A 24,165-nucleotide genomic window follows, 5' to 3' on the forward strand; every position below is an offset into this window, starting at 1 on the left:
GAACCAAGAACACGGACGAGAGGACCGAGCGCGATGGATTTTGAAACCTATTTCCAGGGGGAACTGGCAAACGTTCGCGAGGAAGGCCGCTATCGCATCTTTACCGAGATCGAGCGCCACTGCGGCCGTTTCCCCCACGCCACGCGCTATGTCGATGAAACCACCCACCCGATCACTGTGTGGTGCTCCAACGATTACCTTGGCATGGGGCAGCACCCGCTCGTGCTCGATGCCATGCACGCCGTGCTGGACGAATGCGGCGCCGGCGCTGGCGGCACGCGCAATATTTCGGGCACCAACCATCACCACGTCGTGCTCGAGGCCGAACTGGCCGATCTTCATGGCAAGGAAGCCGCCCTGCTGTTCACCAGCGGCTATGTCTCCAACTGGGCGGGCCTGGGCACGCTGGCGGCGAAGATCCCGGGCTGCGTGGTCTTTTCCGATGCGCTCAACCACGCCTCGATGATCGAGGGCATTCGCCATTCGCGCGCCAAGTGCCATATCTGGCGCCACAACGATGCCGCCCATCTCGATGAACTGCTCTCCCAATATGGGCCAGACGTGCCCAAGCTGGTCGCGTTCGAAAGCGTCTATTCGATGGATGGCGATATCGCCCCGATCGCCGATATTCTCGACGTGTGCGAGGCGCACGGCGCGATGAGCTATATCGACGAAGTCCACGCGGTGGGCCTCTATGGCCCGCGCGGCGGCGGCGTGGCCGAACGCGAAGGGCTGATGGACCGCATCACCGTGATCGAAGGCACGCTGGGCAAGGCCTTCGGGGTGATGGGCGGCTATATCGCCGCGTCGGCCAGCCTGTGCGATTTCGTGCGCACCTTTTCCAGCGGCTTCATCTTCACCACAGCCCTGCCTCCAGCGTTGGCGGCCGGCGCAGCGGCCAGCATCCGCCACCTCAAGGGCAGCGAGATGGAGCGCGCACGCCACAAGGAACGCGTCGCCACCGTGCGCCGCCGGCTCGATGCCATGGGCATTCCGCACCTGCCCAATCCCAGCCATATCATCCCGGTGATGGTGGGCGACGCGCGCAAGTGCAAGCGCATCAGCGACTGGCTGATGGACAACCACGGCATCTATGTGCAGCCGATCAACTATCCCACCGTGCCGCGCGGCACCGAACGCCTGCGCATCACGCCCTCGCCGGTGCACAGCGACGGCGATATCGATCGGCTGATCGACGCCTTGAGTGACATCTGGTCGCAATGTGAACTGGCCCGCCGCTCCGCCGCAGCGTGACGAGAATGCAGGAAAGGGGCCCGCAACCCAGTGGTTGCGGGCCGTGGACCTTGCTATCCTGCCAGCACGTAGCGCGCGCCAGCCAACCCCTTTATCGGCTCGTCGCAAAGCGGCAAAACCGTCAGCATCCGTTCACGCGCCCGGCCATAGCCACGACGCATCACAGTGAGTGGATCAAGCCGATGGCACAGCCTCTTTCCCGCATCATTCTTGCAACCGGCGCCGCTGCCATGGCGGTCTTGCCGCTGATGGCTGGCAGCGCCTCTGCCCAGCAGGCCGGTAGCTATTCCGATTATCCGCCCCCGCCGCCCCAGCAGGGCTATGGCGCGCCGCCGCCGCCTCCGGGCGATCAGGAGGGAGAGGATCAAGGCCCGCCGCCGGGCTATTACGATCAGAACGCACCCCAAGGCTATAATCAGCAGGGATACAACCAACAGGGGTATGACCAGCGCGGTTATAACCAGCAACCGCCCCAGGGCTATGCCCCCAATGGCACCACCACGACGCTGTCGGTGCAGGTGCAAAGCTATGATCAGGGCCCGCCGCCCGGATACGATGGCACCCGCCCGCCGCCACCGCCACCTGGCTACAGCCCCGCCGCGATCGACCAGGCACAGGCAGAGCGTGACGCGCGCTATGCCGCCGATGCCGAGGCCTGGGCCCGCGACAACTGCGTCAAGGCGCGCAGCAATGCCACCGCCGGCGCGGTGATCGGCGGGATTTTCGGCGCGCTGGTGGGCAATGGCCTGTCGAGCCGCCACGATGGTGGCTTTGGCACGCTGGCCGGCGCGGCCGTGGGTGCCGTGGGTGGCGCCGCGATCGGTGGCAGCACGGCCAACCAGACCAGCCCAGGCTGCCCGCCGGGCTTTGTCGTGCGGTCGGGCGCGGCGCCCTACAGCTATGACACGGTGTATTTTTCCAACTATTACTATGCCGCGCCGGGCTGGTATCGCCCGTGGGTCTATGTCGGCGACCGTTGGACCTATCGCCCTTACCCCTATCACGATTACTATTACCGGGCCTATCGCCCCTACCATCCCTATGGCTGGGGCAATCGCGGCTATTACGGCCGGCCGGGTTACTACGGCCGCCCCTATGGCCGTCCCTATGGTCATCAGGGCTACCGCCACTTCTGACGGCGCCACTCATGACGCCGGTGCGTGGGCCACGCACCGGTTTCAGCTCATGCAGTATCCCCCGTCCATCATGAACTCGCTGCAGGTGACAAAACTTGCCGCGTCAGAGCAGAGATAGACCACACCGCCGGCCATTTCCGCGGGTCGGCCGAGCCGCCCGATCGGATGCGCGGCGACAACGCCCTGCATCGATACCTCAAGCGAGGGCACCGCACCCAGATCGACATAGCGCTGCATGATCGATTGCAGCATCGGCGTGTCGATCCCGCCGGGATGCACGCTGTTGGCGCGGATGTTGTAGCCGAGCGCGGCAAATTCGGCGCCCATGCATTTCGACAGCATCTTCACCGCCGCCTTGCTGGTGCAATAGGCGCCGTTGAACGGTGCGCCCTTGATGCCGCCCACGCTGGAGAAGTTGACTATGGAAGCGCCGCTGGCGCGTGCCTGGCCGCCCGCCTTCAACAGCGGCAGCAGGGTCTGCACCCCGATCACCACGCTTTCCACGTTGACCGCATTGATCCGCCGCCATTCTTCCAGCGGGGTTTCCTCGATGCTCGCGACCACGCTGATGCCGGCCACGTTGACCAGGGCATCGATGCGGCCATAGTGTTCGGCCGCCAGATCCGCCACGGCCTGCCAATCGGCCTGGCTGGTCACGTCATGCGCCAGGGCATGATCGGCCACACCGTCATCGGGCGCCGCCACGTCCGTCGCGATCACCGTGGCGCCAGCCGCCTTCATCGCGCGCACCACCTCGCGGCCGATGCCACCCCGCGCGCCGGTCACCACGGCGACCACGTTGTCGAGTTCAAATGCCATGGCGTCTTTCCCTATTGCGCGGTCCAGCCGCCATCGATGACGAGTTCGGCCCCGGTCATATAGCTGGCGTCAGCACTCGCCAGGAACGCGGCAGGGCCGGCGAGTTCTTCCGGTTCGGCCAGGCGGCCATTGGGCGTGGCCGCTTCCATCGCCGCGACCAAGTCTTCGGGCTTTTCGGCAAAGCCCTTGTCCACCCAGCGCTGGAACCCGGCGTTGAGCAGCGGGGTACGGACAAAGCCGGGATGCAGCGAATTGGCGCGGATCGGCATGCGCTTTTGCGCAAATTCCACCGCGATGCCCTTGGTGAACAGGCGCACCGCCCCCTTGCTGGCGTTATAGGCCGATACTTCCGAATAGCCGACCAGCCCCATGATCGAGCTGACGTTGATGATGCTCGCCCCGCCGGCCACATCGGCGCCGCTGCGCGCCATCAGTGGCACCAGCGCCCGCGTGCCCAGGAACACGCCATCGACATTGATCGCCATGATCTTGCGCCAGGCGTCCAGGCTCAAGGTTTCCACCGCGCCGGTCAGATCGGTGCCAGCGTTGTTGACCAGGATATGGCAAGCCCCCTTGGCCTCCATCTGCGCCGCAATCTCCGCCCAATCCGCTTCGCTGGTAACATCGGCGCGCAGATAGGCCGCATCGCTGCCCAGCGCGGCCAGGGCCTGCGCCACCGCCGCGCTGTCGGGCGCGTCGAGATCGCTGATCGTCACTGCCGCGCCTTCGCTGGCCAGGCGCGTGGCAATCGCCAGGCCAATGCCGCGCAGGCCGCCGGTGACCAGGGCCATGCGCCCATGCAGACGGGCCATCGTCATACCCCCATCATCCCGGCCGTGGTGGCGCCGTCGATCGTCAGTTCCGCGCCCGAAATGAAGCTCGCCTCATCGCTCGCCAGATAGGCGACCAGGCCCGCCACTTCCTCCACCTGCGCCATGCGGTTCATCGGCGCCATGCCTTCATAGATCGCGCGCACGGCGGCCGGATCGGGCTGGCTTTCCATGATGGCGCGGATCAGGTCGGTTTCCACCACGCCAGGCAGGATGGCGTTGACGCGGATGCGATAGCGCTTTTGCCCACAATAGACCGCAGCCGACTTGGCCAGCGCCACGACAGCGGCCTTGGTGGTGGAATAGGTGACATAGTTGCCCAGCGGGCGCGCCGCGTTCATCGAGGAATTGATGATGATCGATCCCGTGGCGCCCTGGTTGCGGGCCATGGCGCGGATCGCGTGCTGCACTGTCAGCATCACGCCGGTCTGATTGATGGCCACGATCTTGGACCAGCCTTCGATCGTCACATCCTCGATATTGGCGTCGCCCTGTTCGGTGCCGGCATTGGCGAATGCGATATCCAGCCGGCCATGCTCGGCCAGCACGCTCTCGATCAGGGCCGGCCAGGCGGCGGCATCTTCCACGCGGTGGCTGGCAAAGCGGCCGCCCACCTCCTGCGCCAGTGCCTCGCCCAGTTCGGCGCGCGATCCGGTAAACACCACCTTGGCGCCTTCGGCCGCGAGGCGGCGCACCGTCCCTGCGCCGATCCCGCTGGTGCCGCCGGTTACCAGCGCCACTTTTCCTTCCAGCCTCCTGGACACGGCCATTCTCTCCCGCATTTTGGTCTTGATGGGTGATCATGCCGCGATCCGGGCGCGCGCGAAACCTATGCTTTCAGCAAGGTGACTTGCGCCGCGTCGCCGTCCTAGACCATGCTGGCATGTAGGCCGGGCAGTCACGATCCGGCGCGAGAGGACAGGATGGCACCCACCATGGCAGCACCCGATACCGCAAGCGCAGACACCGTGGCCCAGCGCCCTACGCCCGAAAGCTGCGGCCTGCCGGTCAGCGAGGGGATCAGCTGGCTGGAACTGATGGCCGCCGATTCGCGGCCCGCGCCCGAGGTGCTGACCACGCCCAGCTATCAGAACCGCGGCAGCACGCCGATCGCCGCAGCGCGCTATACCAGCGAGCATTTCGCCCAGCTGGAACGCGAGCGGATGTGGCCGCGCGTGTGGCAGTTCGCCGCGCGCGAGGAAGACCTGCCCGAGCCGGGCGATTATGTCGTTTATGAAAACGCCGGGCGCAGTTTCCTCATCTCGCGCCAGGACGATGGATCGGTGCGCGCCATGCACAACGTGTGCCTCCATCGCGGCCGCAAGCTGCGCACCGAAGATGGCACGGCCGATCGCTTCGTCTGCCCGTTCCATGGCTTTGCCTGGAACAAGGACGGCAGTTTCAACCACATGCCATGCAAGTGGGATTTCGCCCACCTCGATGAAAACAAGCTGGCGCTGCCGGCGGTAGAGGTGGGCCAGTGGGGCGGCTACATCTTCCTGCGGGAAGAGCCGGGCGGGCCGAGCCTGGAGGAATTCCTCGCCCCCCTGCCCGATCACTTCAAGCGCTGGCGCCATGAAGAATGCGTGACAGTGATGTGGGTGGGCAAGGAAGTGCCGGCCAACTGGAAAGTCACGGCCGAAGCCTTCATGGAAGCCTGGCACACCGTGGTCACCCACCCGCAGCTGCTGCCTTTCACCGGTGATTGCAACAGCGCCTACTGGACCTGGGGCGATCATGTGAACGTCAACCTCGTGCCGTTCGGCACGATGTCGCCGCACCTCGATCCGGCGGGCAAGAGCGAGCAGTGGATCGTTGACCAGTTCGTGAAATACAACGGCCGCAGCGGCGACAACTATGATACCGCCGCCGATCCCTATGCTGTTGAAGTGCCCGAAGGCATGACCGCGCGCGAGGCGCTGGGCGCCAAGATGCGCGCGGCCTATACCGCGCAGACCGGCTATGACCACGATCACGCCACCGATGCCGAACTGCTCGATGCGCTGGTCTATAACGTGTTCCCCAACTTCGCCCCGTGGGGCGGGTTCATGCCCAACATCGTCTATCGCTGGCGCCCCGGAAAAACGCCCGATACCTGCATCATGGAAGTGCGCATCCTGATGCGCGTGAAAAAGGGTGAAAAGCATCCGCGCGGCGTGCCGATGAAGTTCCTGCGGCTTGACCAGAAATGGACCGAGGCGCCCGAACTGGGCATCCTGGGCGACGTGTTCGAACAGGACATGGATAACCTGCCCTATGTGCAGGAAGGCCTCCACGCCTCCAAGACCGGCAAGGTGCAGCTGGGCAACTACCAGGAAATCCGCCTGCGCCAGTTCCAGCAGACGCTCGATCAATACCTCGGCATTCCCGAAGGCAGCGACGGAGCCGGTGCGTGAGCGAACCCGGGCAGAGCCACCCGCGCCGCATCGACTGCGTGCTCATCTGCGGCGGGGTGTGGCACGACATGGATTTCGCCCGGCTGGAACTGCTGAAGCTTCTGGCCGACGATCCCGCCGTGCGCACCCGCGTGTTCGAGGATTACGAGAACATCGCCGCGATCGAGGCGGCCGATATCCTGATCACCTATACCTGCGACGTGACGCCCTCACTGGCCGCGCAGGAAGCGCTGCGCGCCTGGCTGGCGCGCGGCGGGCGCTGGTATGCGCTGCACGGCACAAATTCGGTGCTGCGCCTGCTCGACCAGGGGCCCAACGCCGGGCTGTGGGATGCGCCGCGCTGGGCGCCGCTGTTCATGGACATGCTGGGCAGCCAGTTCATCAGCCACCCACCAATCGCGCCCTATCGCGTCGAAGTGGCCGATCCCGCCCATCCGCTGGTTGCCGGCGTGGAGCCGTTCGACACCACGGACGAGCTTTATCACCTCGAAACCCACGGCAACCTGCACGTCCTGCTCGATACCTGCTGCACCGAGCCGGGCACCGGCTTTGTCGAGGCCGCCGCCGCCCCCGGCCGCCATCCGGTGTTCTACATCAAGGACCACGGCGAGGGCGCGGTGCTCTACCTTACCCTGGGCCACTGCCGCGGGCACTATGACCTGCAACCGATGCTCGACTGGTGGCCCAGCGTGGACCGCTGCGCCTGGGATCTGCCGGTATTCCACGATCTGTTGCGCCGTGGCGTGGCCTGGCTGAAAGAGCCGCTGTAGCGGGACCAAAGCGGGACCCCGGATCAAGTCCGGGGTGACGGTAACATGTTAGGATAGCTTTATTTTCTCGTCACCCCGGACTTGATCCGGGGTCCCGCTGCAATTATCAAAACCGCAACCAGCCTACACCTCGACCATCGTCCCCATCGCCGGATCAGACCAGCTCGGCTTTCCAGTCTCGACGTGGCCGGCAAAGCGGCGGCGAAAGCCATCGGGGCCCTCCACGGCAAGATCATACCAGTGGTGGCTGGCGGCAATCGCCACCCGCACCGTGCGCGCCTGGCCGGGCGCCAGCACGATACGCTGCGGCGCAGCCGGTCCATAGGCCAGGTGCCGCAGCGACAGCGTCACCGGCGCCGCGCCAGGATTGGCCAGTGCCACCAGCAGCGTATCGCCCGCTTCCTGCACCGATACACGCGCGGGCGGCGGCAGCGGCCCGGCCAGATCGCGCACAAAGCCATTGGGCCCGCGCACCGTCAGGCGGCACGGCCCGGCAGCCAGGCCCGGCGGCCGATCGCGCAGGGTCGCGCCCGCTGCCACGGTATAAGTCCACGGCCCTGCAGTGCCCCCGCGATCATAGACCTGGAACACCGCGCCCTGGCGCCCGGTATTGGCAAATTCCAGCTGCCAGTCGGCACCGCTGCCCACCTCTGCCACCGCCAGGCGATAGGGCAGTGCGCGCGCCGGGCGCTGGCCGGGTTCCTGCTGGGGCATGGCCTGCTCGGCCGGCGGATGCGGTTGCGGCAGGGCGGCCTGCGCGGCCACGCGGGCGCGATAGTCGCCGATCGCGGGCAGTGCCTGCAAGGCATGCAGCGCCGATCCATCGGGATCGGCAAAATCGAACATGTCGACCAGATCGCCGGTGACCGCGCGGCGCCAGGGCGAAATGTTGGGCTCCATCACGCCAAAGCGCCGCTCCAGGAAGCGGATCACCGAGGTGTGATCATTGACCCCGGAATGGACAAAGCCGCCGCGCGTCCAGGGCGAAACGATCATCAGCGGCACGCGGATGCCCAGTCCCACCGGCTCGCCCTTGTAGGCCTCGCCATGCGTGTCCACGCTGCTCAAGCCCTGGGCACGGTTCACCGCCGGCACCGGGCCGGGGACATGGTCGAAAAAGCCATCGTTTTCATCATAGTTGATGATCAGCGCGGTCTTCGCCCAGACCTTGGGATTGGCCACCAGCGCTTCGATCAGGCGCGCGGTCAGGCTTTCGCCAAAGGCCGGCGTCGCCTCGGGATGCTCGGAATAGCGCGCCGGCGCCACGATCCATGAAACCTGCGGCAGGGTATCGGCGGCCACGTCCTTGGCAAAGGCAGAGACCAGATATTGCGCCTGCGAGGTTTCGGCCGTTTCTGCGCTCGATCCCGCCACCCACGCCCGCCCGCGCCGATAGAGCGACGACGCACGATCGAGCCCGCGGAAATTGGCGAAGTACGGCAGCGAGTTGTCGCCGAAATTCTCGTATTCCTGATAGACCTGCCAGCTTACCCCGGCCTGTTCCAGCCGCTCGGCATAAGTCGTCCAGCGCGCCGCGCCGGGGAAATCGGCCTTGTCGCGCGCCATGTCGGCGGTCCAGTTGCCATCGTCGGCATTGTCGACCGCCTGGGCGCGATCGTCGCCTGCGCTCAGCCCGCTGGTGCCTGAAAACAGGAACATGCGGTTGGGATTGGTCGGCCCGTGGATCGAGCAGAAATACTGGTCGTTGATGGTAAAGGCATCGGCCAGCGCGTGGTAGAACGGGATGTCCTCGCGCACGAAATGGCCCATCGACTGCGGCGTCTTGTGCTTGATCCAGCTGTCGTATTCCGCCCAATCGGCAAAGGCGCCCTTCCAGCTGTGGTCCAGACTTTTCAGGCCCTGGGCATTGCTGATCCGGCCATCCATGCGGAAAGGCAGCACCACGCCCTGGCGATCGGGCGTGGGCTGGTGAAACACGCTTTGCCCATTGCGCAACAGCAGCGGGCGCGGATCGCCATAGCCGCGCACCCCGCGCAGAGTGCCGTAATAGTGATCGAACGAGCGGTTTTCCTGCATCAGGATGACCACATGTTCGACATCGGCCAGCGTGCCGGTGCGCCGTGCGGCCGGCAGCGCCAGAGCCGTGGCGATCGATTGCGGCAAGGTTCCGGCCGCCCCGGCCGCCGCCACCGCTTTCAGGAAACTGCGGCGCGCCGGCCGATACGTCATCATGCTTGCCTCAATAAACAGGCGGATGCCGGCGCTGCGCTCGCCGGCATCCGTACTCTGTCAAAACCGCTTGCGCAGCGTGATCGAGGCCTGGCGCGGCGCCCCCACCAGCATCGACTGCAGCGTACCACCGGGGTCGGTGAAGGCCAGACCGTTCTCACCGAGCGTCGCGATATACTTCTTGTCGAACAGATTTGTGACGTTCCCCTGGATTTCCAGATTATGCAGCGGGCCGTCGGCGGCATCGAAGTGATAGCCCAGCGAGACATCGACCAGCACGCGGCCGGGCACGCTGGCATCGTTGGTATAGGTGTAATAGCGCTTGGACTGGTAATTGGCGCCGATCCGGCCGCTGATCACGCCATCGTCATAGGCGATTTCGGCGTTGGCGAGGTGCGCCGGAACCGTCGCCACCTGCTTGTTCTTGGTGGGGTAGAGCACGCCGCTCAGCACGTCGTCGTCATACCGCGCATCGGTATAGGAATACGAGCCATAGAGCGACAGCGCCCGGGTCAGGTGATAGGTGCCGGCCAGTTCCACCCCGTTGGTGGTGACCGAACCCACGTTGGACAGCACCGTGGCGCAGCCTACGATGATGGCGCAGGGCTGCACCGAAAGCAGCCGGTTCTCGAACTTGACGTGATAGCCCGCGATAGAGCCTTCGAAGTGATCGAGATGGAAGCGCAGGCCGCCTTCCACCGTCTTCGAGGTTTCCGGCTTGATCGTGTTCTTGATGGCCTGGAAACCGGCCTGGTTCGTCATGAACGGATCGGTGGTAAAGGCGCGCATGTTCTCGGCATAGCTGAGGAACGCCTCGACCTGGGGGTTGAACGTATAGTTCACGCCCGCCTGCGGCAGGAACAGGTCACGCGCCTTGAGCCGGCCCGAGGTATCGCGCGCGGCAGCGCTGGATTGGCTGGCGGGATCGTACTGGTTGTCGACGATCACGCTGAGGCCCTTGAAGCCGGCGTTGATCTTGAGGCTGTCGGTGGCCTGGAACGTATCCTGGACAAAGAACTGCGCGGTGGTGATTTTGAAGTTGTACTTATACTGCGTGTAGAACGGATTTTGCGGCCACTCGCGGTTGTCGATGCTCGACGTGGTCGAGTCCGCCAGCGGGAAGAACTGCCGCGCCGTGGTATACTTGTTGGATTCGTACCAACCGCCCAGTTCCAGTTCGTTTGTGCCGATCTTGTAGGTCAGCGCCCCGGTCAGGCCGCCGCGCGCAATCTTGTACGAGGTGGAACGGATCGACAGCGCCGCGCCGCCCGGCGTTGGGGTATAGGGCGTCCACCACGTGCCGATGCCCTTGTTGTGGTGATAATAGGGCGAAATGCGCAGCGACAGGCCACTGCCAAGGTCTGCCGTCAGGCTGGCGCCGGCCAGGAAGTCCTTACGCAGGCCATAGCCGTTGTAATAGGTATCATCGGCGCAGATCGTCTGGCTGTATCCGGCGTAATTGGCGCAATACTTGGAATAGTTGACCAGATCCGATTGCAGGTTCTTGGCAATCGCCAGAGCGGTCTTGTAATCGTTGCGGATATAATCCCAGTTCCAGCCATATTTCTGGATCAAGGCCGGCGACATATCCATGTAGTCGTCGTCCTTGAAATCGGAATAGTTGGCAAAGGCCGTCAGCTTGGCACTCGTGCCCAGCGGCACCACGATCTTGCTGTTGACCGACCAGGCCTGCTGCTTGCCTTCGCCCTTCCACTTGGGCGCATCGAGCCACGATCCGCTGACATAGGCCTTGACCCCGCCACCCAGATCGCCGGTGTTGAGCCGGCCGAACAGGCGATAGGCGTTTTCGCTGCCATAGCTGGCCTGGGTATCGACGCCGAAATCGTCGGTCGGCGTCTGGCTGAAGAATTGCACGGTGCCGCCCAGGTTGGAACTCGACGGCGTATCGAGCGCGCCCGAACCCTGCGCCAGGGTGGAACTGCCGATGTTTTCCGAGGCGATGGCGCGGCTGATGTGCAGGCCGTTGAAATTGCCATAGCTCATGTCGCCCAGCGGCACGCCATCGAGCGTGAAGCCAAGCTGGTTCTGGCTGAAGCTGCGCACCGAAAAGCGCGTGGACCATTCGTTGGTGCCCAGCGCATTGGCCGATTGCACCGAAACGCTGGGCAGCTTTTCCAGCACCTTGAGCGGGCTGGTGCCGGGCGTGGCGGCCTTGATATCAACCGCGGTAACGGTCTGGACCTGGCGGGTTTCGCCACGGCCATAGACAACGATGGGACTGCCTTCGTCATCGCCCCCGGCAGCAGACGCCGGCGTTGCCGCATCGGGTGCTGATTGCGCGAGGACGGGTGAGGCGGCGCCGGCGAGCGCAAGCAGGGCAACGCCGGATAGATGCTTATAACGCATATGAATTCCCCCATGTGTTGTACTGAATGATCACGGGAACGCGGGCGTTATGCGCTTGTGCGGACTCACCGGATCAATTCAGCCAGGTCCTCCTGTCAAAAAAGTTATGCAAAGCGCAACTTATGGTCAACAAACGCTTTGCTTATGCTGCGGCACCTCCATCTGTTGCGTTGCCGAAACGTTTCTGCACAAGACGAGATAGGCCAGCGCCGAGACCGGCAAGCCGATCAGCATCGAGATGTCTGCCCCGCCCAGGGCGCGCGCGACCGGCCCTGTAAAAACATGCGTGCTGAAGAACGGCACCATGGCCAGGAACCCGGCAAGATAGGCGATCAGCCCGCGCGCATTCCACCGGCCATAGATGCCGTCTGGATCAAATATCGCCGCAATCGAATAATGCCCTTTTCGCACGATATAGAAATCAACAAGGTTTATCGCCGTCCATGGCGTGAAGATATACAACAGCACCGACAGCAGCAGTTCGTAATCGTGCATGAAATCCTTCGACGCGGAAAACGATAGCGCCGAGGCCAGCACGGTCACGATCACCAACGAGACCACGCGTTCGCGGACCGTGCTGCGCAGGGTCATGAAGGAATCCGCAATCGACAGCAGCGTCAGTGACGCGCCGTAGAAATTGAGCGAGGTGGCCGTGATCAGCCCGGCAAAGGCGACGACCAGCAGCACCATGCCGAACCCGGGCACGATCTGGTCCCCCACCATGCGCGCGGCGGCGATCACGCCATCCTGCGGCAGCGCGGCGGCAGCGATCGCGCCCACTGCCATCATCCACACCCCGCCCAGCATGGCACCGCCAAAGGTCCACCAGAACGCCGCGCGCACGCCTACTTCGGGTGGAAGATAGCGCGAATAATCAGAAACATAGATCGACCAGCTGAGCTGATACGCGGCCGCGGCAAAGAACTGCAGCAGGAACGGGATCATCACGAAGCGATGGGGATCGAACTGCCCGGCGGGCAGTGGCACCAGCCAGGCTGCGCCGGCGGTAAACACCGCCAGGATCGCGATCAGGGCAAAGGCCAGCGTGCGCTGCGCCCGGTGGATCAGGTCATAGCCGATCAACGCCACGCCCATCGCCAGAATGGTGAAAACCGCCATCGTCGGCCGGGCCGGCAGGCCTGCCAGTTCCTGCACCGTCTGCGCCGCCAGCACCTGGTTGAACGCGTTGTAGCCAACGTAGGTGATCAGCGCGACCACCCACACCAGCAGCGCCCCGCGATAGCCGAACTGCGGGCGCGACTGGATCATCTGCGGCAGGCCCAGCTGCGGCCCTTGCGCCGCATGGAACGCCATGAAGAACGTGCCCAGCGCGCAGCCGCCCACGATCGCCACCAGCGACCAGAACAGGTTGAGCCCCATGGCAATGCCCAGCGCGCCGGTGGCCAGCGTGGCCAGGTGCGCATCGCCGGCAAACCACACCGGCCACAGATGCCAGACTTTGCCGTGCCGCTCGGCCAGCGGCACGAAATCGATCGAATGCGCCTCTATCCGCGAGCGCGTAACCGGTTGGCTGGACATGGCCCATTTCCCCCGTCTTGGCGGGTCGTGCCTGTGCACGCCCGTGTGTACACGCGATGCTGGGGGGCTTGGCCGGGGGCCGCAAGGGGGGAAATGCGCAAGGCTCACTCGGCCTTGGTGGCGCGGGCAAAGCGGGTGCCACGGCGGGCGGCGGTGGCGGTGATGCCAAACGCGCGGCGCAGATCGCGGGTCAGCGCCGATGCCGAATCAAAGCCCGTGGCCAGCGCCACGTCGAGCACGCGCATGTCGGTGGTTTCGAGCAGCACCCGCGCCCGTTCCAGCCGCAGCCGGCGATAGTGGCGCTGCGGCGAAACGCCCAGATGCGCCAGGAACAGCCGCTCCAGCCGGCGCACGCCCACGCCTGCCTGGCGGGCGAGGTCGGCCGAGCGCAACGGCAGGTCGAGGTGGGCCTCCATCGCGGCGATCGCGCGCAGCAGGTGCGGATCGCGGATCGCCAGGCGCTGGCCGGCCGCCATGCGCTGCCCTTCGCCGGCCGGGCGGATGCGGTCGTGGATGAACTGTTCGGCCACGGCATTGGCAAAAGCGAGGCCATGGGCGCGGGCGATGCGTTCGAGCATCATGTCGAGCGCGGCGGTGCCACCGGCACAGCTGAACAGCCGCTCGCTCAGCGTGTAGAGCGCATCGGCCACGGCGATCTGCGGCCAGGCCTCGCGAAACCCGCTTTCCGCCTCCCAGTGGATCGCCACCGGCCCCGGCCCGGCCACCCCGGCCTGGGCCAGCAGCACGATGCCGGTGTCGATCGCGCCAAACCGCCCGCCCCCGCGCCCAAAGCGGCGCAGCGCGGCCAGCCCGGCGCGCCCAAGGCCGCGTTCGGGATGGAACCCGGCGCACACGATCAGCGTGCCCGGCGGATCGAGCGCAGCCAGCGGCGCATCGACCACCACGCGCATCCCGCTCGATGCCGCCACCGGCTCGCCATCGGCGGAATGCAGGCGCCAGGCAAACAGCGGCTGGGCGGCCAGGCGATTGGCCACGCGCAGCGGCTCCACCGTGGAAAAGAACGCCAGGGCGGAAAAGCCCTCCACCAGCAGGAAATCGATTCGTTCAGGCGGGGGTATCGCGGGTTCGGTCATCGCCGCGCAGGAAAACACGCCGCGTCGCAAATTGCATCATCTGTGTCGTTTTCCGCGTCAAATTTTCACGGCACCTGCCGCATGCTGGCATCATCAGCACGGGGGAGTTGCGATGCAGAGCGACGTGTTCATCACTTGCGCGGTTACCGGTTCGGGCGACACCGCCAGCCGTCATCCCGACCTGCCGATCACGCCGGCGCAGATCGCGCAGGCCTCGATCGAGGCGGCCAAGGCCGGCGCCGCGATTGCCCACATCCATGTGCGTGATCCGCAAACCGGGCAGGCCAGCCGCGATGTCGCGCTTTATCGCGAAGTGGTGGAGCGCATCCGCGAGTCCGATACCGATGTGATCATCAACCTGACCGCCGGCATGGGCGGCGACGTGGTGTTCGGCGCGGGCGAAAATCCCCTGCCGCTCAATCCGGTGGGCACCGACATGGTCGGCCCGATGGAACGGCTGGCCCATGTGGTGGAACTTCTGCCCGAAATCTGCACGCTCGATTGCGGCACGATGAACTTTTCGCTGGGCGACTATGTGATGACCAACACGCCCAGCCACCTGCGCGCCATGGCGGCCAAAGTGCAGCAACTGGGCGTGCGGCCCGAACTGGAAGTGTTCGATTTCGGCCACCTGGTCTTTGTCAAAGACCTGATCAAGGAAGGCCTGCTCGATGATCCCGTGATGATCCAGCTGTGCCTGGGCATCCCCTATGGCGCGCCGGACGATCCCGGCACGACCATGGCCATGGTCAACCAGCTGCCGCCAGGCGCCACGTTCTCGGCCTTTTCGATCGGCGCGCGCCAGCTGCCGTTCGTCGCCATGGCCGTGCTGGCCGGTGGCAATGTGCGCGTCGGCCTGGAAGACAACCTCTATCTCTCGCGCGGGGTCAAGGCCTCCAACGCCGATCTCGTCACCCGCGCGCGCACGATCATCGAGGCGATGAACGTGCGCGTGATGGGCCCGGCCGAAGTGCGCGAAAAGCTCAAGCTGCGGAAGGTGGCGTAATGGCGGCGCACTCCATCGCCCGGGCGGGGCTGGTCGGCGGCGGCGTAATCGGCGCCGGCTGGGCGGCGCGGATGCTGCTCAACGGCATCGACGTGGCGATCTTCGATCCCGATCCCGAAATCGAGCGCAAGGTGCAGACCGTGCTCGCCGCCGCGCGCCGCGCCTGGGACAAGCTGGTGCCCGGTGCCCTGCCCGCGCAAGGCCACCTGCTCCTGGCCAGCAGCGTCGAAGACGCCGTAGCCGATGCCGATTTCGTGCAGGAAAGCCTGCCCGAACGCGAAGACCTCAAGATCGCGATCCTGGCCCGCATCGACGCCGCCACGCGGCCCGACGTGGTGATCGGCTCGTCCACCTCGGGCCTTTTGCCCACACGCCTGCAATCGGGCATGGCCCATCCCGAGCGGATGGTCGTGGGTCATCCCTTCAACCCGGTATACCTCCTGCCGCTGGTTGAAATCTGCGGCGGCGCCCAGACCTCAACCCAAACCAGGGACCGCGCCGCCGCCTTCTATTCGGCCATCGGCATGCACCCGCTGCATGTGCGCAAGGAAATCGACGGGTTCATCGCCGATCGCCTGCTCGAAGCCCTGTGGCGCGAGGCGCTGTGGCTGGTGAACGACGGCGTGGCCACGACCGAGGAAATCGACGACGCCATCCGCTTTGGCGCCGGGCTGCGCTGGTCGTTCATGGGCACGTTCCTGATCTATCGCATGGCTGGCGGCGAGGCTGGGATGCGCCATTTCCTGGCGCAGTTCGGCCCCGCGCTGAAACTGCCGTGGACCAAGCTCGAAGCGCCTGAACTGACGCAGGAGCTGATCGACGCGGTTGCCGCGCAGTCTGACGACCAGGCCGGCGATATGTCGATCCGCGCGCTGGAGCGCCAGCGCGACGATTGCCTGATCGCCGTGCTTTCGGGCCTGCGCGGGCAGGATTACGGCGCTGGGCAAACCCTCGCCAGCTATGCCCGCCGCCTGATGGAGCAGGCCCCCGCCCCGCTCGCCAGCAGCATAGATGAGCGCCGGCCCCTGGCCCTCCACGCCACCGACGTGGCGCCGGAATGGATCGATTACAACGGCCACATGACCGAGCATCGCTACCTCCAGGTGTTTGGCGATACCACCGATGCGCTGCTGCGGCACATCGGCGTGGATGCGGCCTACCTGGCGCAGGCCGGCAGCTGGTTCACCGTGGAAACCCACATCCGCCATCTGGGCGAAACCCATGCCGGGGATCGCCTGGTGGCCGCCACGCAGATCCTGGGCGCCGATGCCAAGCGCGCCCACGTGTTCCACAGCCTGTTTCGCGGCAGCGACGGGCAACTGGTGGCCACGGCCGAACAGATGCTGTTGCATGTCAGCAAGGACACCGGCCGGGCCGGGCCGGCCACCGGCGTGCCGGCGGCGCGCATGGCGGAACTGGCAACGGCGCAGGCCGATCTGCCGGTTCCCGATGGCGCCGGCCGCCGGATATCGCTGGGCTGAACAGAAAGGAAAGACCGATGCGCCGCCTGATGATCGCGTTTCTTCTGGCGGCCACGGCCGCAACCCCGGGCCTGGCCAAAGCACCGGCCCAGCCCGCCGCAATGGTCCCGCCGCTGCCCGATCGCTTCGACGATTTCGGGCCGGCGGTCCAGGCGCTGACCCTGCCAGGTGGGCGCGTGGTCCATTTCACCGACAGCGGTGACCTGGGCGGGCGCAGCGTGGTGTTCATCGGCGGCACCGGCACCAGCGCCCGCGCCAGCGGAATGACCGATTTCCTCAAAAGCCTGCGCGTGGCCCTGAAGCTGCGGTTCATCACGGTGGAGCGCAACGGCTTTGGCGATACCGCCTATCAGCCGGGGTGGACCTATGCCGATTATGCCGGCGAGGTGCGCGCCGTGCTCGACCACCTGGCGGTGCAGCGCTTTGCCGGCGTGGCGATTTCGGGCGGTGGCCCCTATATGGCCGCCGTGGCCGGGGCGATGCCCGATCGCGTGATCAGCCTGCACATGCTTGCCACCGCAGCCACCAATCCGCAGGGGCGGCAATGCGGCGTGCCGCTCGCCACGCTGGCGCAATCCCTTGCCGGGCAAGTGCAGAACCCGCAAAGCTGGTGGGCCTTTCCCGCCACCAGCCCGACGCGGCGCATCCCCGGCTTTGCCGATCGCGCGTTCGAGGAAGGCGCGCGCACGTTCTTCATTCGCGGACAGATGGGCGATCCCCTGCCCGAGGCGGCCGAGATGCAGCGCTATTGCGGCGCGGCGCCCGATGTTTCCAAGGTTACCGCGCCGGTGCACATCTACCAGGGCGGTGCCGATCCGCTGGTCACGCTCGACCAGGCGGAATACTGGCACCACCATTTCCCCAACGTGGTCGCCTTCCGCGTCTATCCCGGCGAAGCGCACGACGTGCAATATCGCCATTGGGACCAGGTGCTGATCGAACTGGCCGGGATCACCGGGCAAACCGTGGTGTGCCAGGGCGGACACAGCGCAGCCCTGGCCGATGCCAAGGTGCCCGCCGCGCTGGCCAAGGGTGCCAGCCTGGGCCTGTGCGCATGGCAGGCAAGAAATTGAAGGTCTAGCGCCAGGAACTGTCGTCGCGCGGCAGGCGGCCATGGTCGTCCACCACGCGCACCTGGTGGGGCGGCGCCTCGGCCCAGGTCCAGAACACCACGTTGCGATCGTCTGCCTGGGCGCGGTGGGCAAAGCTGGGAACGATCACGCCCGCCGCACCCTGCGCCACCAGCCGCGTTGCCAGGTGCCAGGTGGGTGGGGTGTGCCCGCGATCGGCCAGGTCTTCCCAGGCGCAGGCCAGATCCGCCGGGGCCACGCCCAGGGCAGCCAGCGTGGCCGTGTCGGTCAGGTCCACCAGATCGGCGCAATCCACGTCATACGAACACAGCGTTAGCGGCTGCGCCTTGAAGGCAAAGCCCTGCTGCGCTTCCAGCCAGGCGGTTTCCGGGCGCAGCGCGGTATAGAGCGCGGGCATGCCCACGGGATTGAAGCGCCCGCCATGGCGCGCCGCGCCTTCTCCCGAAACCGGATCGAACGCCCAACGCGGATGATGTGCGCGATAGACGGCGCCGCTCAGGCGGCTGAACGGCAACGGATTGCCCACGATTAGATCAGGCAAAGCCGCCCTCGGCCATGCGGCTGAGATAGCGCTTCACCGCTTCCCCCCGCCCGGCGTGGACCAGATCCTCTGCCGTCTGATCCCCGAACGAAGGCAGCGGCTGCGACCGATACCAGGCAAAGGCGGCCAGTTCCGAACCGGCCCAGGGGATCACGCGGTTGACGATCTCCACCATGTCACGCAGCCGCTTCTGCGTGGCGGGCGATGCCACGCGGCTGGCTTTGGACACACTGTCGCGCGACAGGCCCAGCGCATGGGCCAGTTCGGTCTTGGTGATGCGCAGACGGCCCGAGACGACATCGGGCGAAACCGCCCCGCCTTGCCCCACCACATCCACCAGAAACGCCGTAGCCACGCTTGCCTCACCAATTGCCGCGATATAGGGGCAATATACGCGGCAATGGCGGATTTGCAAGATGGGGTCAGCTTAGGTTTCCACCACCCCCAACCCCCTCTGACGAAGAGGGGGCTTTAGGATCAGCGCTTTAACTCCCCCTCCTCTTCAGAGGAGGGGGTCGGGGGGGTGGTGCGAACCCTAGCGCTGATCCCCGTATCGTTCCAAAAACACCCGCGTCACGCCATTGGTCCAGCCAAAGCCATCCTGCAGCGGATATTCCCCGCCGCCGCCCGGCGCATGCGCTTCCACGTCATACTTTTCCAGCATCTTGCCGGTGCTGTCATAGGCGGCCTGCACCGTGCCCAGCCACGCGCGCGCGATCGTGGCGGCAAGATCGCTCTCGCCATAGCGCAGCAGGCCTTCGTGGGCGATCCATTGCAACGGCGCCCAGCCGTTCGGATCGTCCCACTGCTGCCCCGTGCGCAGCGGCGTGGTGCGCAAGCCGCCCGGCGCCAGCAATTGCGCGCGCACCAGCCGCGCCACGGCCTGCGCCTGATCGGGCCGGGCCAGGCCCACGAACAGCGGATAGAGCGTGGCAGCCGAAACGCGCGGGCAGGCCTGGCGGCTTTCGCGATCCCAATCGGCAAAGCGCCCCTGCGCCGGCAGCCACAGCCAGCGCTGGATGGCGCGGGCGCGGGCATCGGCCTGGGCGGCAAAGTCGGCCGCGCAGGCGCGGTCTCCCGCCTCGGCACAGCGGCGGGCGATGGCCTTTTCCTGCGCCCATAGCAGGCTGTTGAGATCGACCGGCACGATCTGCGTGGTGCGGATTGTTTCCAGCCGCGCCGGATCGCCCAGCCAGCGCGAGGAATAGTCCCAGCCGCTTTCCGCCCCGGCACGCAGATCGGTATAGACCTGTTCGGCCGGCCGGCCCGACGCGCGCGCCGTGGCCACGTCTTCGCGCCAGGATTCATCGCGCGGACCGGGGGCATCGTCCCAATAGCGGTTGAGCAGGCTGCCATCGGGCATGCGCACCACGCGCGCGAATGCGCCGCTCTTGCGCGCGGCGGTGGCGCCTTTCATCCAGAATGCATGCTCGGCCCGCAGCGCCGCGAGGTGCCGCGCTGCCGTGGCGGCATCGTGGCGCGGATCGAGATCGGCCATCAATGCCAGGAACGGCGGCTGCGAGCGGCCGAGGTAATAGGTGCGCGTGCCATTGGGCACAAAGCCATAGCGCGCCACCAGGCTGTCGAAATCATCGAGCATGCCGGCGATCAGCGCATCCTGGCCATCGGCCTTGAGGCCGAGCATGGTGAAATAGCTGTCCCAGTAATAGATTTCGCGAAAGCGCCCGCCCGGCACGACATAAGGCTGCGGCATGGCCAAGGCGGATGAACCCGGCGGCGGGGTGAGCGCCGGGCGGGTCAGCTGCGGCCACAGCGCGGCGATATGCTCGCGCAGCGATGGCCGCGCCCCCGGCTCGGCCGGCACCACGAAGTGCCGGTTCACAAACGCGCGCAGCGCCGCCGGGCCCTGCGGCTGCTCCGCCCGCCACGCAGCCATCACCGCATCGGGTGCCTCGCGCGGGGTGGCATCGGCAAAGGTCTTGCTGTCGGGATAGAGCCGCGCTGCCTGCACCGCTTCGAACAGCGGACCGAACAATACCTGCGGCGGGGGCTGTGGCGAAGGTGCCGCCTGCCCCATCGTGGCCAGTGCTACCAGCGCGAGCGCGAGGGGGCGCAGCCTCATGCCCGGCCCGCCTGCAATTGGGCGAGGCTCTTGGCCACCGCCGCCTTTACGGCATCAAGGTGGCGCAGGTTTTCCATGTCGCTCATGCCGTCCAGCATCGGATTATGATCGCCCGCGCGCAAGCCCTGCCCGGTCATGACGGCAAACCAGCTGGCATCGCGGAACAACTCTTCGCCACGCAGCATCAGGCGCCCACTCGTGGTGAACTGGTCCACCTTGTAGGCCAGGCTTTCGGGCAGAGCCGTGGCCTGGCAGTGCTGCCACAGCGGTTCGCTTCGCCCTTGGGTGAAGTGATAGTGCAGGACGAGGAAATCGCGCACGTCTTCCATTTCCTGGGCGAACACGCGGTTGTATTGTTCGGCCAGCAGCGGCGCGCAGTCCTGGCGCGGAAACAGCGACAGCAGCTTGCCAATCCCGGTCTGGATCAGGTGAATGCTGGTCGATTCCAGCGGTTCGAGGAACCCGCTGGCCAGGCCGATCGCCACGACATTGCCGATCCAGGCGCGGCGGCGGCGGCCGGGGGTAAAGCGGATCAGGCGCGGATCGGCCGTGGGCGTGCCGATCGCGGCGATCAGGCTGTCGCGCGCGGCGTCAGCCGTTTCGAACCGGCTGGAAAAGACATAGCCATTGCCCACGCGGTGTTGCAGCGGAATGCGCCAGCGCCAGCCGGCCGCCGCCGCCGTGGCGGTGGTGAACAGCGGCGCGGCCGGATCGGCGGCGGTGGGCGCGGCCCAGGCGCTGTCGCACGGCAGCCAGTGCGACCAGTCTTCAAAGCCGGCCGCCATCTGCCCTTCGATCAGCAGGCCATTGAGGCCCGAGCAATCGATGAACAGGTCTACCGCCAGGCGCTCGCCCCGCTCAGTGGTAAGCGCGCGGATGAAACCGGTCTCGCCATCGCGGTCGATCGCCGTCACGCGGCCCTCGTGACGGCGCACGCCGCGCTCTTCGGCCATGCGCCGCAGGAACGCGGCATAAAGGCCGGCATCGAAATGATAGGCATGGCCCAGCGTCGAGAGCAGCGAGCGCGGATCGCCGCTGCTTCGCGCAAACACGCCGGCCCGCGCCAGTTGCGTGGTGAGCGACACGGCCTCGATATCGATCGGGTGCCCGCCGTTCCACGCGCGGATCAGGCGGTGCGGCAGCATCTGTGCATCGCCTGGCAGGCCATAGGTGCCGAACGGATGGAAATAGGCGCTGCCATCGCCCTGCCAGCCGCGAAATTCGATGCCCAGCTTCCAGGTGGCGCCGGTTGCCTGCATGAACGCCGCTTCGTCCAGGCCGATCAGCTGGTTGAACCAGTGGATCGTCGGGATCGTCGCTTCGCCCACGCCGATCGTACCGATTGCATCGGATTCGATCAGGGCAATGGCCACGCCCTGCGGCGCCAGCGCCTTGGACAAGGCCGCCGCCGTCATCCACCCGGCGGTGCCGCCACCCAGGATGGCGATCGACGCAATCGGCGCGCCGCTCATCGCGGGCCGCAGCCCGTCATGCCCGGCGCGGGGCGCTTGAGCGCCAGATACACCGTGCTCCACAGCTGCGCGGCATTGGATTCATCGGCATCGCCGCCGCGCGCGCCAAAGGCTTCCACCTTGTAGCGGCCGCCCGTCACGCTCCATGACCACAGCTCTGAACTCTGCACCGCGCGGCTGGCATCGATCGCCTGCCACAGGGCGCCTTGCGCGCCGCGCACCTTGGCGCAGACCGCGCCGGGCAGATCAGTGCGCGCGGCCTGGCGTGCCAGGCCGGCGGCGGCCAGCGCCTGGTGCCACGACCACACCACCGTGCCGTGATAGGCATTGCGGCCAAAGCGCGCCTGCAATGGCGCAGGGGCCAGCGCGGGATCGGCCACGACCATGCCCGCGCCGGTCATCAGCCCGGCGGGAAAGGGCCGCGCCATGGTATCGGCGGCCAGGGCCACCTGATCGGCATCGGGCTTGCCCATCAGCAGGGCAAAGCCTTCATCGGAATGGATAATCGGCACCGGCTGCCCGGCGGCGTCAAGCGCAATGGCGTGATAGCGCAGCGGCGCATTGCCCAGCGCGGCAAGCGCGGGGGCCGCCGGCACGCCTTCCTGCCGGGCATAGGCATCGACCTGCGCGCGCGCCGTGGCGGCATCCACGCTTTGCAGGAACAGGCGCGGCGCCTGGTCATGCCACACCTGCGCCATGTGCCCCACGCGCGCCAGCATCGCGCGATCATCCGGCGTGGCATAGGGATCGAGCAAGCCAGCCTGGGCCATGGCCGCCGCCGCATCGAGCGCGGCCGGCACCAGCACGGCGTTGACATCGTAGGGATAGCGCCCGCCGCCCAGGCCATCGTTGCTGTCGCGCCATTCGCCTGCATCCATGCCGGGTTTGAGCGCGATGAGGTTTTGCCAGCGCGGATCGCGGGCAAAGGCGTCGGCCGCCTGCACCACATGACGCAGGTTGCGCATCAACGCTGCGCCCAGCGCGGTATCGCCATCGCGCTCGGCCAGGAACGCGGCGGCGCGCGCCTGGCCGCGTGGATCGTCCACCATGTAGGCACGCGCCACCGGCGCCAGCAGAAACGCGCTGTCGATCATCGCATAGTTGTAGGTGGGCGCATCGCTCGCGCCCTGCCCGGCGGCAAGATGATCGAGCACGGCAAATTCGCCGATATCTTCCTCGTGCGCGACATTGCCATCGGCCGACAGGCGGGTGAGCACCGAGCGCAGGCCGGTTTCCACCGCAGGGGGCGTCAACACCGGCATGAGCAGCCGCACCGACATCAGCGTATCCCGTCCGAAATAGGTGTTGAACCGCCACGAACCGGCCAGGAATTTCTCATGATAGCTCAGGAATTGCAACGCGCGCCGCGCCGCTGGATCGGCGGCGGCCTGCGGGGTGAGCAGGGTTGGCGCGGTATAGGGCGTGAGCGCGGGATCGCCGCTCAACGCCGTGATCGCCAGGGTGATGCGCCCATCCGGCCCGGCCAGGATCGCGCCATCGGCCACGCGACCATGGGTTACGGTCAGTGCCAGGCGATAGCCGGCATGCCCATCGAGCCGGTCCCGCTGCCACACCACGCTGTTGCCATCCACGCGCGGCGCCACCAGCACTTGCGCCGGCGCCTTGCCCAGCGCCTGGTAATCGCGCAGCACGCGCACGCTCGACAGCACCGCCTGCTTGAGATCGAGCCGGGGCGTGGTGATCTGTGCAGCCAGGCGCACCCCGCGCAAGGGACGGCCTTGCGCGTCGGCTTCGTGCACCGGCACCGGCGGCGTGGCCAACGTCCAGCGCGCCGGCTGGGCAAGCTTGCTGAACCACAGCCCGGTGCCGCTGTTGCCCGCGGGAAACGCCACGATCAGGCGCGGATCGCTGCCAGACCGTAGCACAACGTGCGCCGCGACATCGCCCGCTTGCACGAAGGAATTGAGATTGAGCCCCTCCTCCACCACCGGCGCCGGTGCCGTCCCGGTCAGCAGCAGCAGGGCAAGCGGGGCCAGCACGCGGGTGGGGATCATGGGTACTCCTGCAATGAGACGATGTTGGCTAGGTTTTCCTCCATCGTCACCCCGGGCTTGACCCGGGGTGACGAACCAGAA

19 protein-coding genes are annotated in these 24,165 nt (G+C 66.4%); 7 read left to right on the top strand and 12 right to left on the bottom strand.

Going from position 1 to position 24,165, the window contains the following annotated elements:
• The first annotated feature begins 33 nt into the window (after positions 1–33).
• Entirely contained in the window at positions 34–1,254 is a 1,221-nt protein-coding gene (hemA, locus tag IP65_RS08390; protein ID WP_022677144.1) for a 5-aminolevulinate synthase, read from the top strand.
• Between the two features lie 182 nt (positions 1,255–1,436).
• Entirely contained in the window at positions 1,437–2,390 is a 954-nt protein-coding gene (locus IP65_RS08395; RefSeq protein WP_148291763.1) for a hypothetical protein, read from the top strand.
• A gap of 42 nt (positions 2,391–2,432) precedes the next feature.
• On the opposite strand, the gene IP65_RS08400 is transcribed toward IP65_RS08395, so the two are convergent.
• The 3 genes from IP65_RS08400 to IP65_RS08410 are packed head-to-tail and all read right to left on the bottom strand — an operon-like array spanning position 2,433 to position 4,803.
• On the bottom strand, positions 2,433–3,209 hold the full coding sequence (locus IP65_RS08400; RefSeq protein ID WP_022677142.1) for an SDR family oxidoreductase: 777 nt from the start codon (positions 3,207–3,209) through the stop codon (positions 2,433–2,435).
• 11 nt (positions 3,210–3,220) lie between these two features.
• Complete coding sequence (locus tag IP65_RS08405) at positions 3,221–4,021, bottom strand: SDR family NAD(P)-dependent oxidoreductase (RefSeq protein WP_028658081.1); 801 nt, start codon at positions 4,019–4,021, stop codon at positions 3,221–3,223.
• Positions 4,022–4,023: 2 nt separating this feature from the next.
• Positions 4,024–4,803 carry an SDR family NAD(P)-dependent oxidoreductase gene (locus IP65_RS08410; RefSeq protein ID WP_028658080.1) on the bottom strand — a complete coding sequence of 260 codons (780 nt, stop codon included), beginning with the start codon at positions 4,801–4,803 and terminating at the stop codon, positions 4,024–4,026.
• A gap of 171 nt (positions 4,804–4,974) precedes the next feature.
• Between IP65_RS08410 and IP65_RS08415 the strand changes: the two genes are divergently transcribed.
• Positions 4,975–6,435, top strand: coding sequence for an SRPBCC family protein (locus tag IP65_RS08415; RefSeq protein ID WP_082349958.1), 1,461 nt, complete (start codon positions 4,975–4,977; stop codon positions 6,433–6,435).
• Positions 6,436–6,503: 68 nt separating this feature from the next.
• On the top strand, positions 6,504–7,205 hold the full coding sequence (locus tag IP65_RS08420) for a ThuA domain-containing protein (RefSeq protein WP_216643497.1): 702 nt from the start codon (positions 6,504–6,506) through the stop codon (positions 7,203–7,205).
• A gap of 123 nt (positions 7,206–7,328) precedes the next feature.
• Here the strand turns inward: IP65_RS08420 and IP65_RS08425 are convergent, their stop codons facing one another.
• The 4 genes from IP65_RS08425 to IP65_RS08440 all read right to left on the bottom strand — a co-directional run bounded on the left by IP65_RS08425 (position 7,329) and on the right by IP65_RS08440 (position 14,395).
• Complete coding sequence (locus tag IP65_RS08425) at positions 7,329–9,398, bottom strand: phosphocholine-specific phospholipase C (RefSeq protein ID WP_197279236.1); 2,070 nt, start codon at positions 9,396–9,398, stop codon at positions 7,329–7,331.
• A 57-nt stretch (positions 9,399–9,455) separates the two neighbouring features.
• Positions 9,456–11,762: a TonB-dependent receptor gene (locus IP65_RS08430; protein ID WP_054131408.1), complete on the bottom strand. Its 2,307-nt coding sequence runs from the start codon at positions 11,760–11,762 to the stop codon at positions 9,456–9,458.
• Positions 11,763–11,888: 126 nt separating this feature from the next.
• Positions 11,889–13,301: a cytosine permease gene (locus IP65_RS08435; protein WP_054131409.1), complete on the bottom strand. Its 1,413-nt coding sequence runs from the start codon at positions 13,299–13,301 to the stop codon at positions 11,889–11,891.
• 104 nt (positions 13,302–13,405) lie between these two features.
• Positions 13,406–14,395 (bottom strand): GlxA family transcriptional regulator, encoded by a 990-nt coding sequence (locus tag IP65_RS08440; RefSeq protein ID WP_054131410.1) that lies wholly within the window; start codon positions 14,393–14,395, stop codon positions 13,406–13,408.
• A 112-nt stretch (positions 14,396–14,507) separates the two neighbouring features.
• Between IP65_RS08440 and IP65_RS08445 the strand changes: the two genes are divergently transcribed.
• Genes IP65_RS08445 through IP65_RS08455 form a run of 3 tightly spaced genes read left to right on the top strand, consistent with a single transcriptional unit; the run spans position 14,508 to position 17,955 of the window.
• Positions 14,508–15,401 (top strand): 3-keto-5-aminohexanoate cleavage protein, encoded by an 894-nt coding sequence (locus tag IP65_RS08445; RefSeq protein WP_054131411.1) that lies wholly within the window; start codon positions 14,508–14,510, stop codon positions 15,399–15,401.
• The gene (locus tag IP65_RS08450) at positions 15,401–16,882 is read left to right on the top strand and encodes a carnitine 3-dehydrogenase (RefSeq protein WP_054131412.1); all 1,482 of its coding nucleotides are present in this window, start codon (positions 15,401–15,403) and stop codon (positions 16,880–16,882) included. Before IP65_RS08445 ends, IP65_RS08450 begins: the two co-directional genes overlap by 1 nt.
• 17 nt (positions 16,883–16,899) lie before the next feature.
• On the top strand, positions 16,900–17,955 hold the full coding sequence (locus IP65_RS08455; protein ID WP_231627612.1) for an alpha/beta fold hydrolase: 1,056 nt from the start codon (positions 16,900–16,902) through the stop codon (positions 17,953–17,955).
• Positions 17,956–17,959: 4 nt separating this feature from the next.
• On the opposite strand, the gene IP65_RS08460 is transcribed toward IP65_RS08455, so the two are convergent.
• The 5 genes from IP65_RS08460 to IP65_RS08480 form a co-directional block, all read right to left on the bottom strand.
• The gene (locus IP65_RS08460) at positions 17,960–18,499 is read right to left on the bottom strand and encodes an RES family NAD+ phosphorylase (protein WP_231627613.1); all 540 of its coding nucleotides are present in this window, start codon (positions 18,497–18,499) and stop codon (positions 17,960–17,962) included.
• Positions 18,500–18,506: 7 nt separating this feature from the next.
• Positions 18,507–18,869, bottom strand: a complete 363-nt coding sequence (locus IP65_RS08465; RefSeq protein WP_054131413.1) for an antitoxin Xre/MbcA/ParS toxin-binding domain-containing protein — start codon at positions 18,867–18,869, stop codon at positions 18,507–18,509.
• A 180-nt stretch (positions 18,870–19,049) separates the two neighbouring features.
• Positions 19,050–20,597: an alpha,alpha-trehalase TreF gene (gene treF / locus IP65_RS08470; RefSeq protein WP_054131414.1), complete on the bottom strand. Its 1,548-nt coding sequence runs from the start codon at positions 20,595–20,597 to the stop codon at positions 19,050–19,052.
• Positions 20,594–22,069: a tryptophan halogenase family protein gene (locus tag IP65_RS08475; RefSeq protein WP_054131415.1), complete on the bottom strand. Its 1,476-nt coding sequence runs from the start codon at positions 22,067–22,069 to the stop codon at positions 20,594–20,596. The genes treF and IP65_RS08475 overlap by 4 nt, the downstream gene beginning before the upstream one ends.
• Entirely contained in the window at positions 22,066–24,084 is a 2,019-nt protein-coding gene (locus IP65_RS08480; RefSeq protein ID WP_054131416.1) for a hypothetical protein, read from the bottom strand. The genes IP65_RS08475 and IP65_RS08480 overlap by 4 nt, the downstream gene beginning before the upstream one ends.
• Positions 24,085–24,165: the final 81 nt, after the last annotated feature.

This window comes from Novosphingobium sp. AAP1 (genome assembly GCF_001295765.1).
Lineage (GTDB): Bacteria > Pseudomonadota > Alphaproteobacteria > Sphingomonadales > Sphingomonadaceae > Novosphingobium > Novosphingobium capsulatum.

Excerpts from the sequence above, each read along its gene's own strand:
- treF (WP_054131414.1), bottom strand. The coding sequence starts at position 20,597 with ATGAGGCTGCGCCCCCTCGCGCTCGCGCTGGTAGCACTGGCCACGATG.
- IP65_RS08430 (WP_054131408.1), bottom strand. The coding sequence starts at position 11,762 with ATGCGTTATAAGCATCTATCCGGCGTTGCCCTGCTTGCGCTCGCCGGC.
- IP65_RS08400 (WP_022677142.1), bottom strand. The coding sequence starts at position 3,209 with ATGGCATTTGAACTCGACAACGTGGTCGCCGTGGTGACCGGCGCGCGG.
- IP65_RS08425 (WP_197279236.1), bottom strand. The coding sequence starts at position 9,398 with ATGATGACGTATCGGCCGGCGCGCCGCAGTTTCCTGAAAGCGGTGGCG.
- IP65_RS08420 (WP_216643497.1), top strand. The coding sequence starts at position 6,504 with ATGGATTTCGCCCGGCTGGAACTGCTGAAGCTTCTGGCCGACGATCCC.
- IP65_RS08480 (WP_054131416.1), bottom strand. The coding sequence starts at position 24,084 with ATGATCCCCACCCGCGTGCTGGCCCCGCTTGCCCTGCTGCTGCTGACC.
- IP65_RS08395 (WP_148291763.1), top strand. The coding sequence starts at position 1,437 with ATGGCACAGCCTCTTTCCCGCATCATTCTTGCAACCGGCGCCGCTGCC.
- IP65_RS08445 (WP_054131411.1), top strand. The coding sequence starts at position 14,508 with ATGCAGAGCGACGTGTTCATCACTTGCGCGGTTACCGGTTCGGGCGAC.
- IP65_RS08435 (WP_054131409.1), bottom strand. The coding sequence starts at position 13,301 with ATGTCCAGCCAACCGGTTACGCGCTCGCGGATAGAGGCGCATTCGATC.
- hemA (WP_022677144.1), top strand. The coding sequence starts at position 34 with ATGGATTTTGAAACCTATTTCCAGGGGGAACTGGCAAACGTTCGCGAG.
- IP65_RS08440 (WP_054131410.1), bottom strand. The coding sequence starts at position 14,395 with ATGACCGAACCCGCGATACCCCCGCCTGAACGAATCGATTTCCTGCTG.
- IP65_RS08475 (WP_054131415.1), bottom strand. The coding sequence starts at position 22,069 with ATGAGCGGCGCGCCGATTGCGTCGATCGCCATCCTGGGTGGCGGCACC.
- IP65_RS08455 (WP_231627612.1), top strand. The coding sequence starts at position 16,900 with ATGCGCCGCCTGATGATCGCGTTTCTTCTGGCGGCCACGGCCGCAACC.
- IP65_RS08415 (WP_082349958.1), top strand. The coding sequence starts at position 4,975 with ATGGCAGCACCCGATACCGCAAGCGCAGACACCGTGGCCCAGCGCCCT.
- IP65_RS08450 (WP_054131412.1), top strand. The coding sequence starts at position 15,401 with ATGGCGGCGCACTCCATCGCCCGGGCGGGGCTGGTCGGCGGCGGCGTA.
- IP65_RS08405 (WP_028658081.1), bottom strand. The coding sequence starts at position 4,021 with ATGGCCCGTCTGCATGGGCGCATGGCCCTGGTCACCGGCGGCCTGCGC.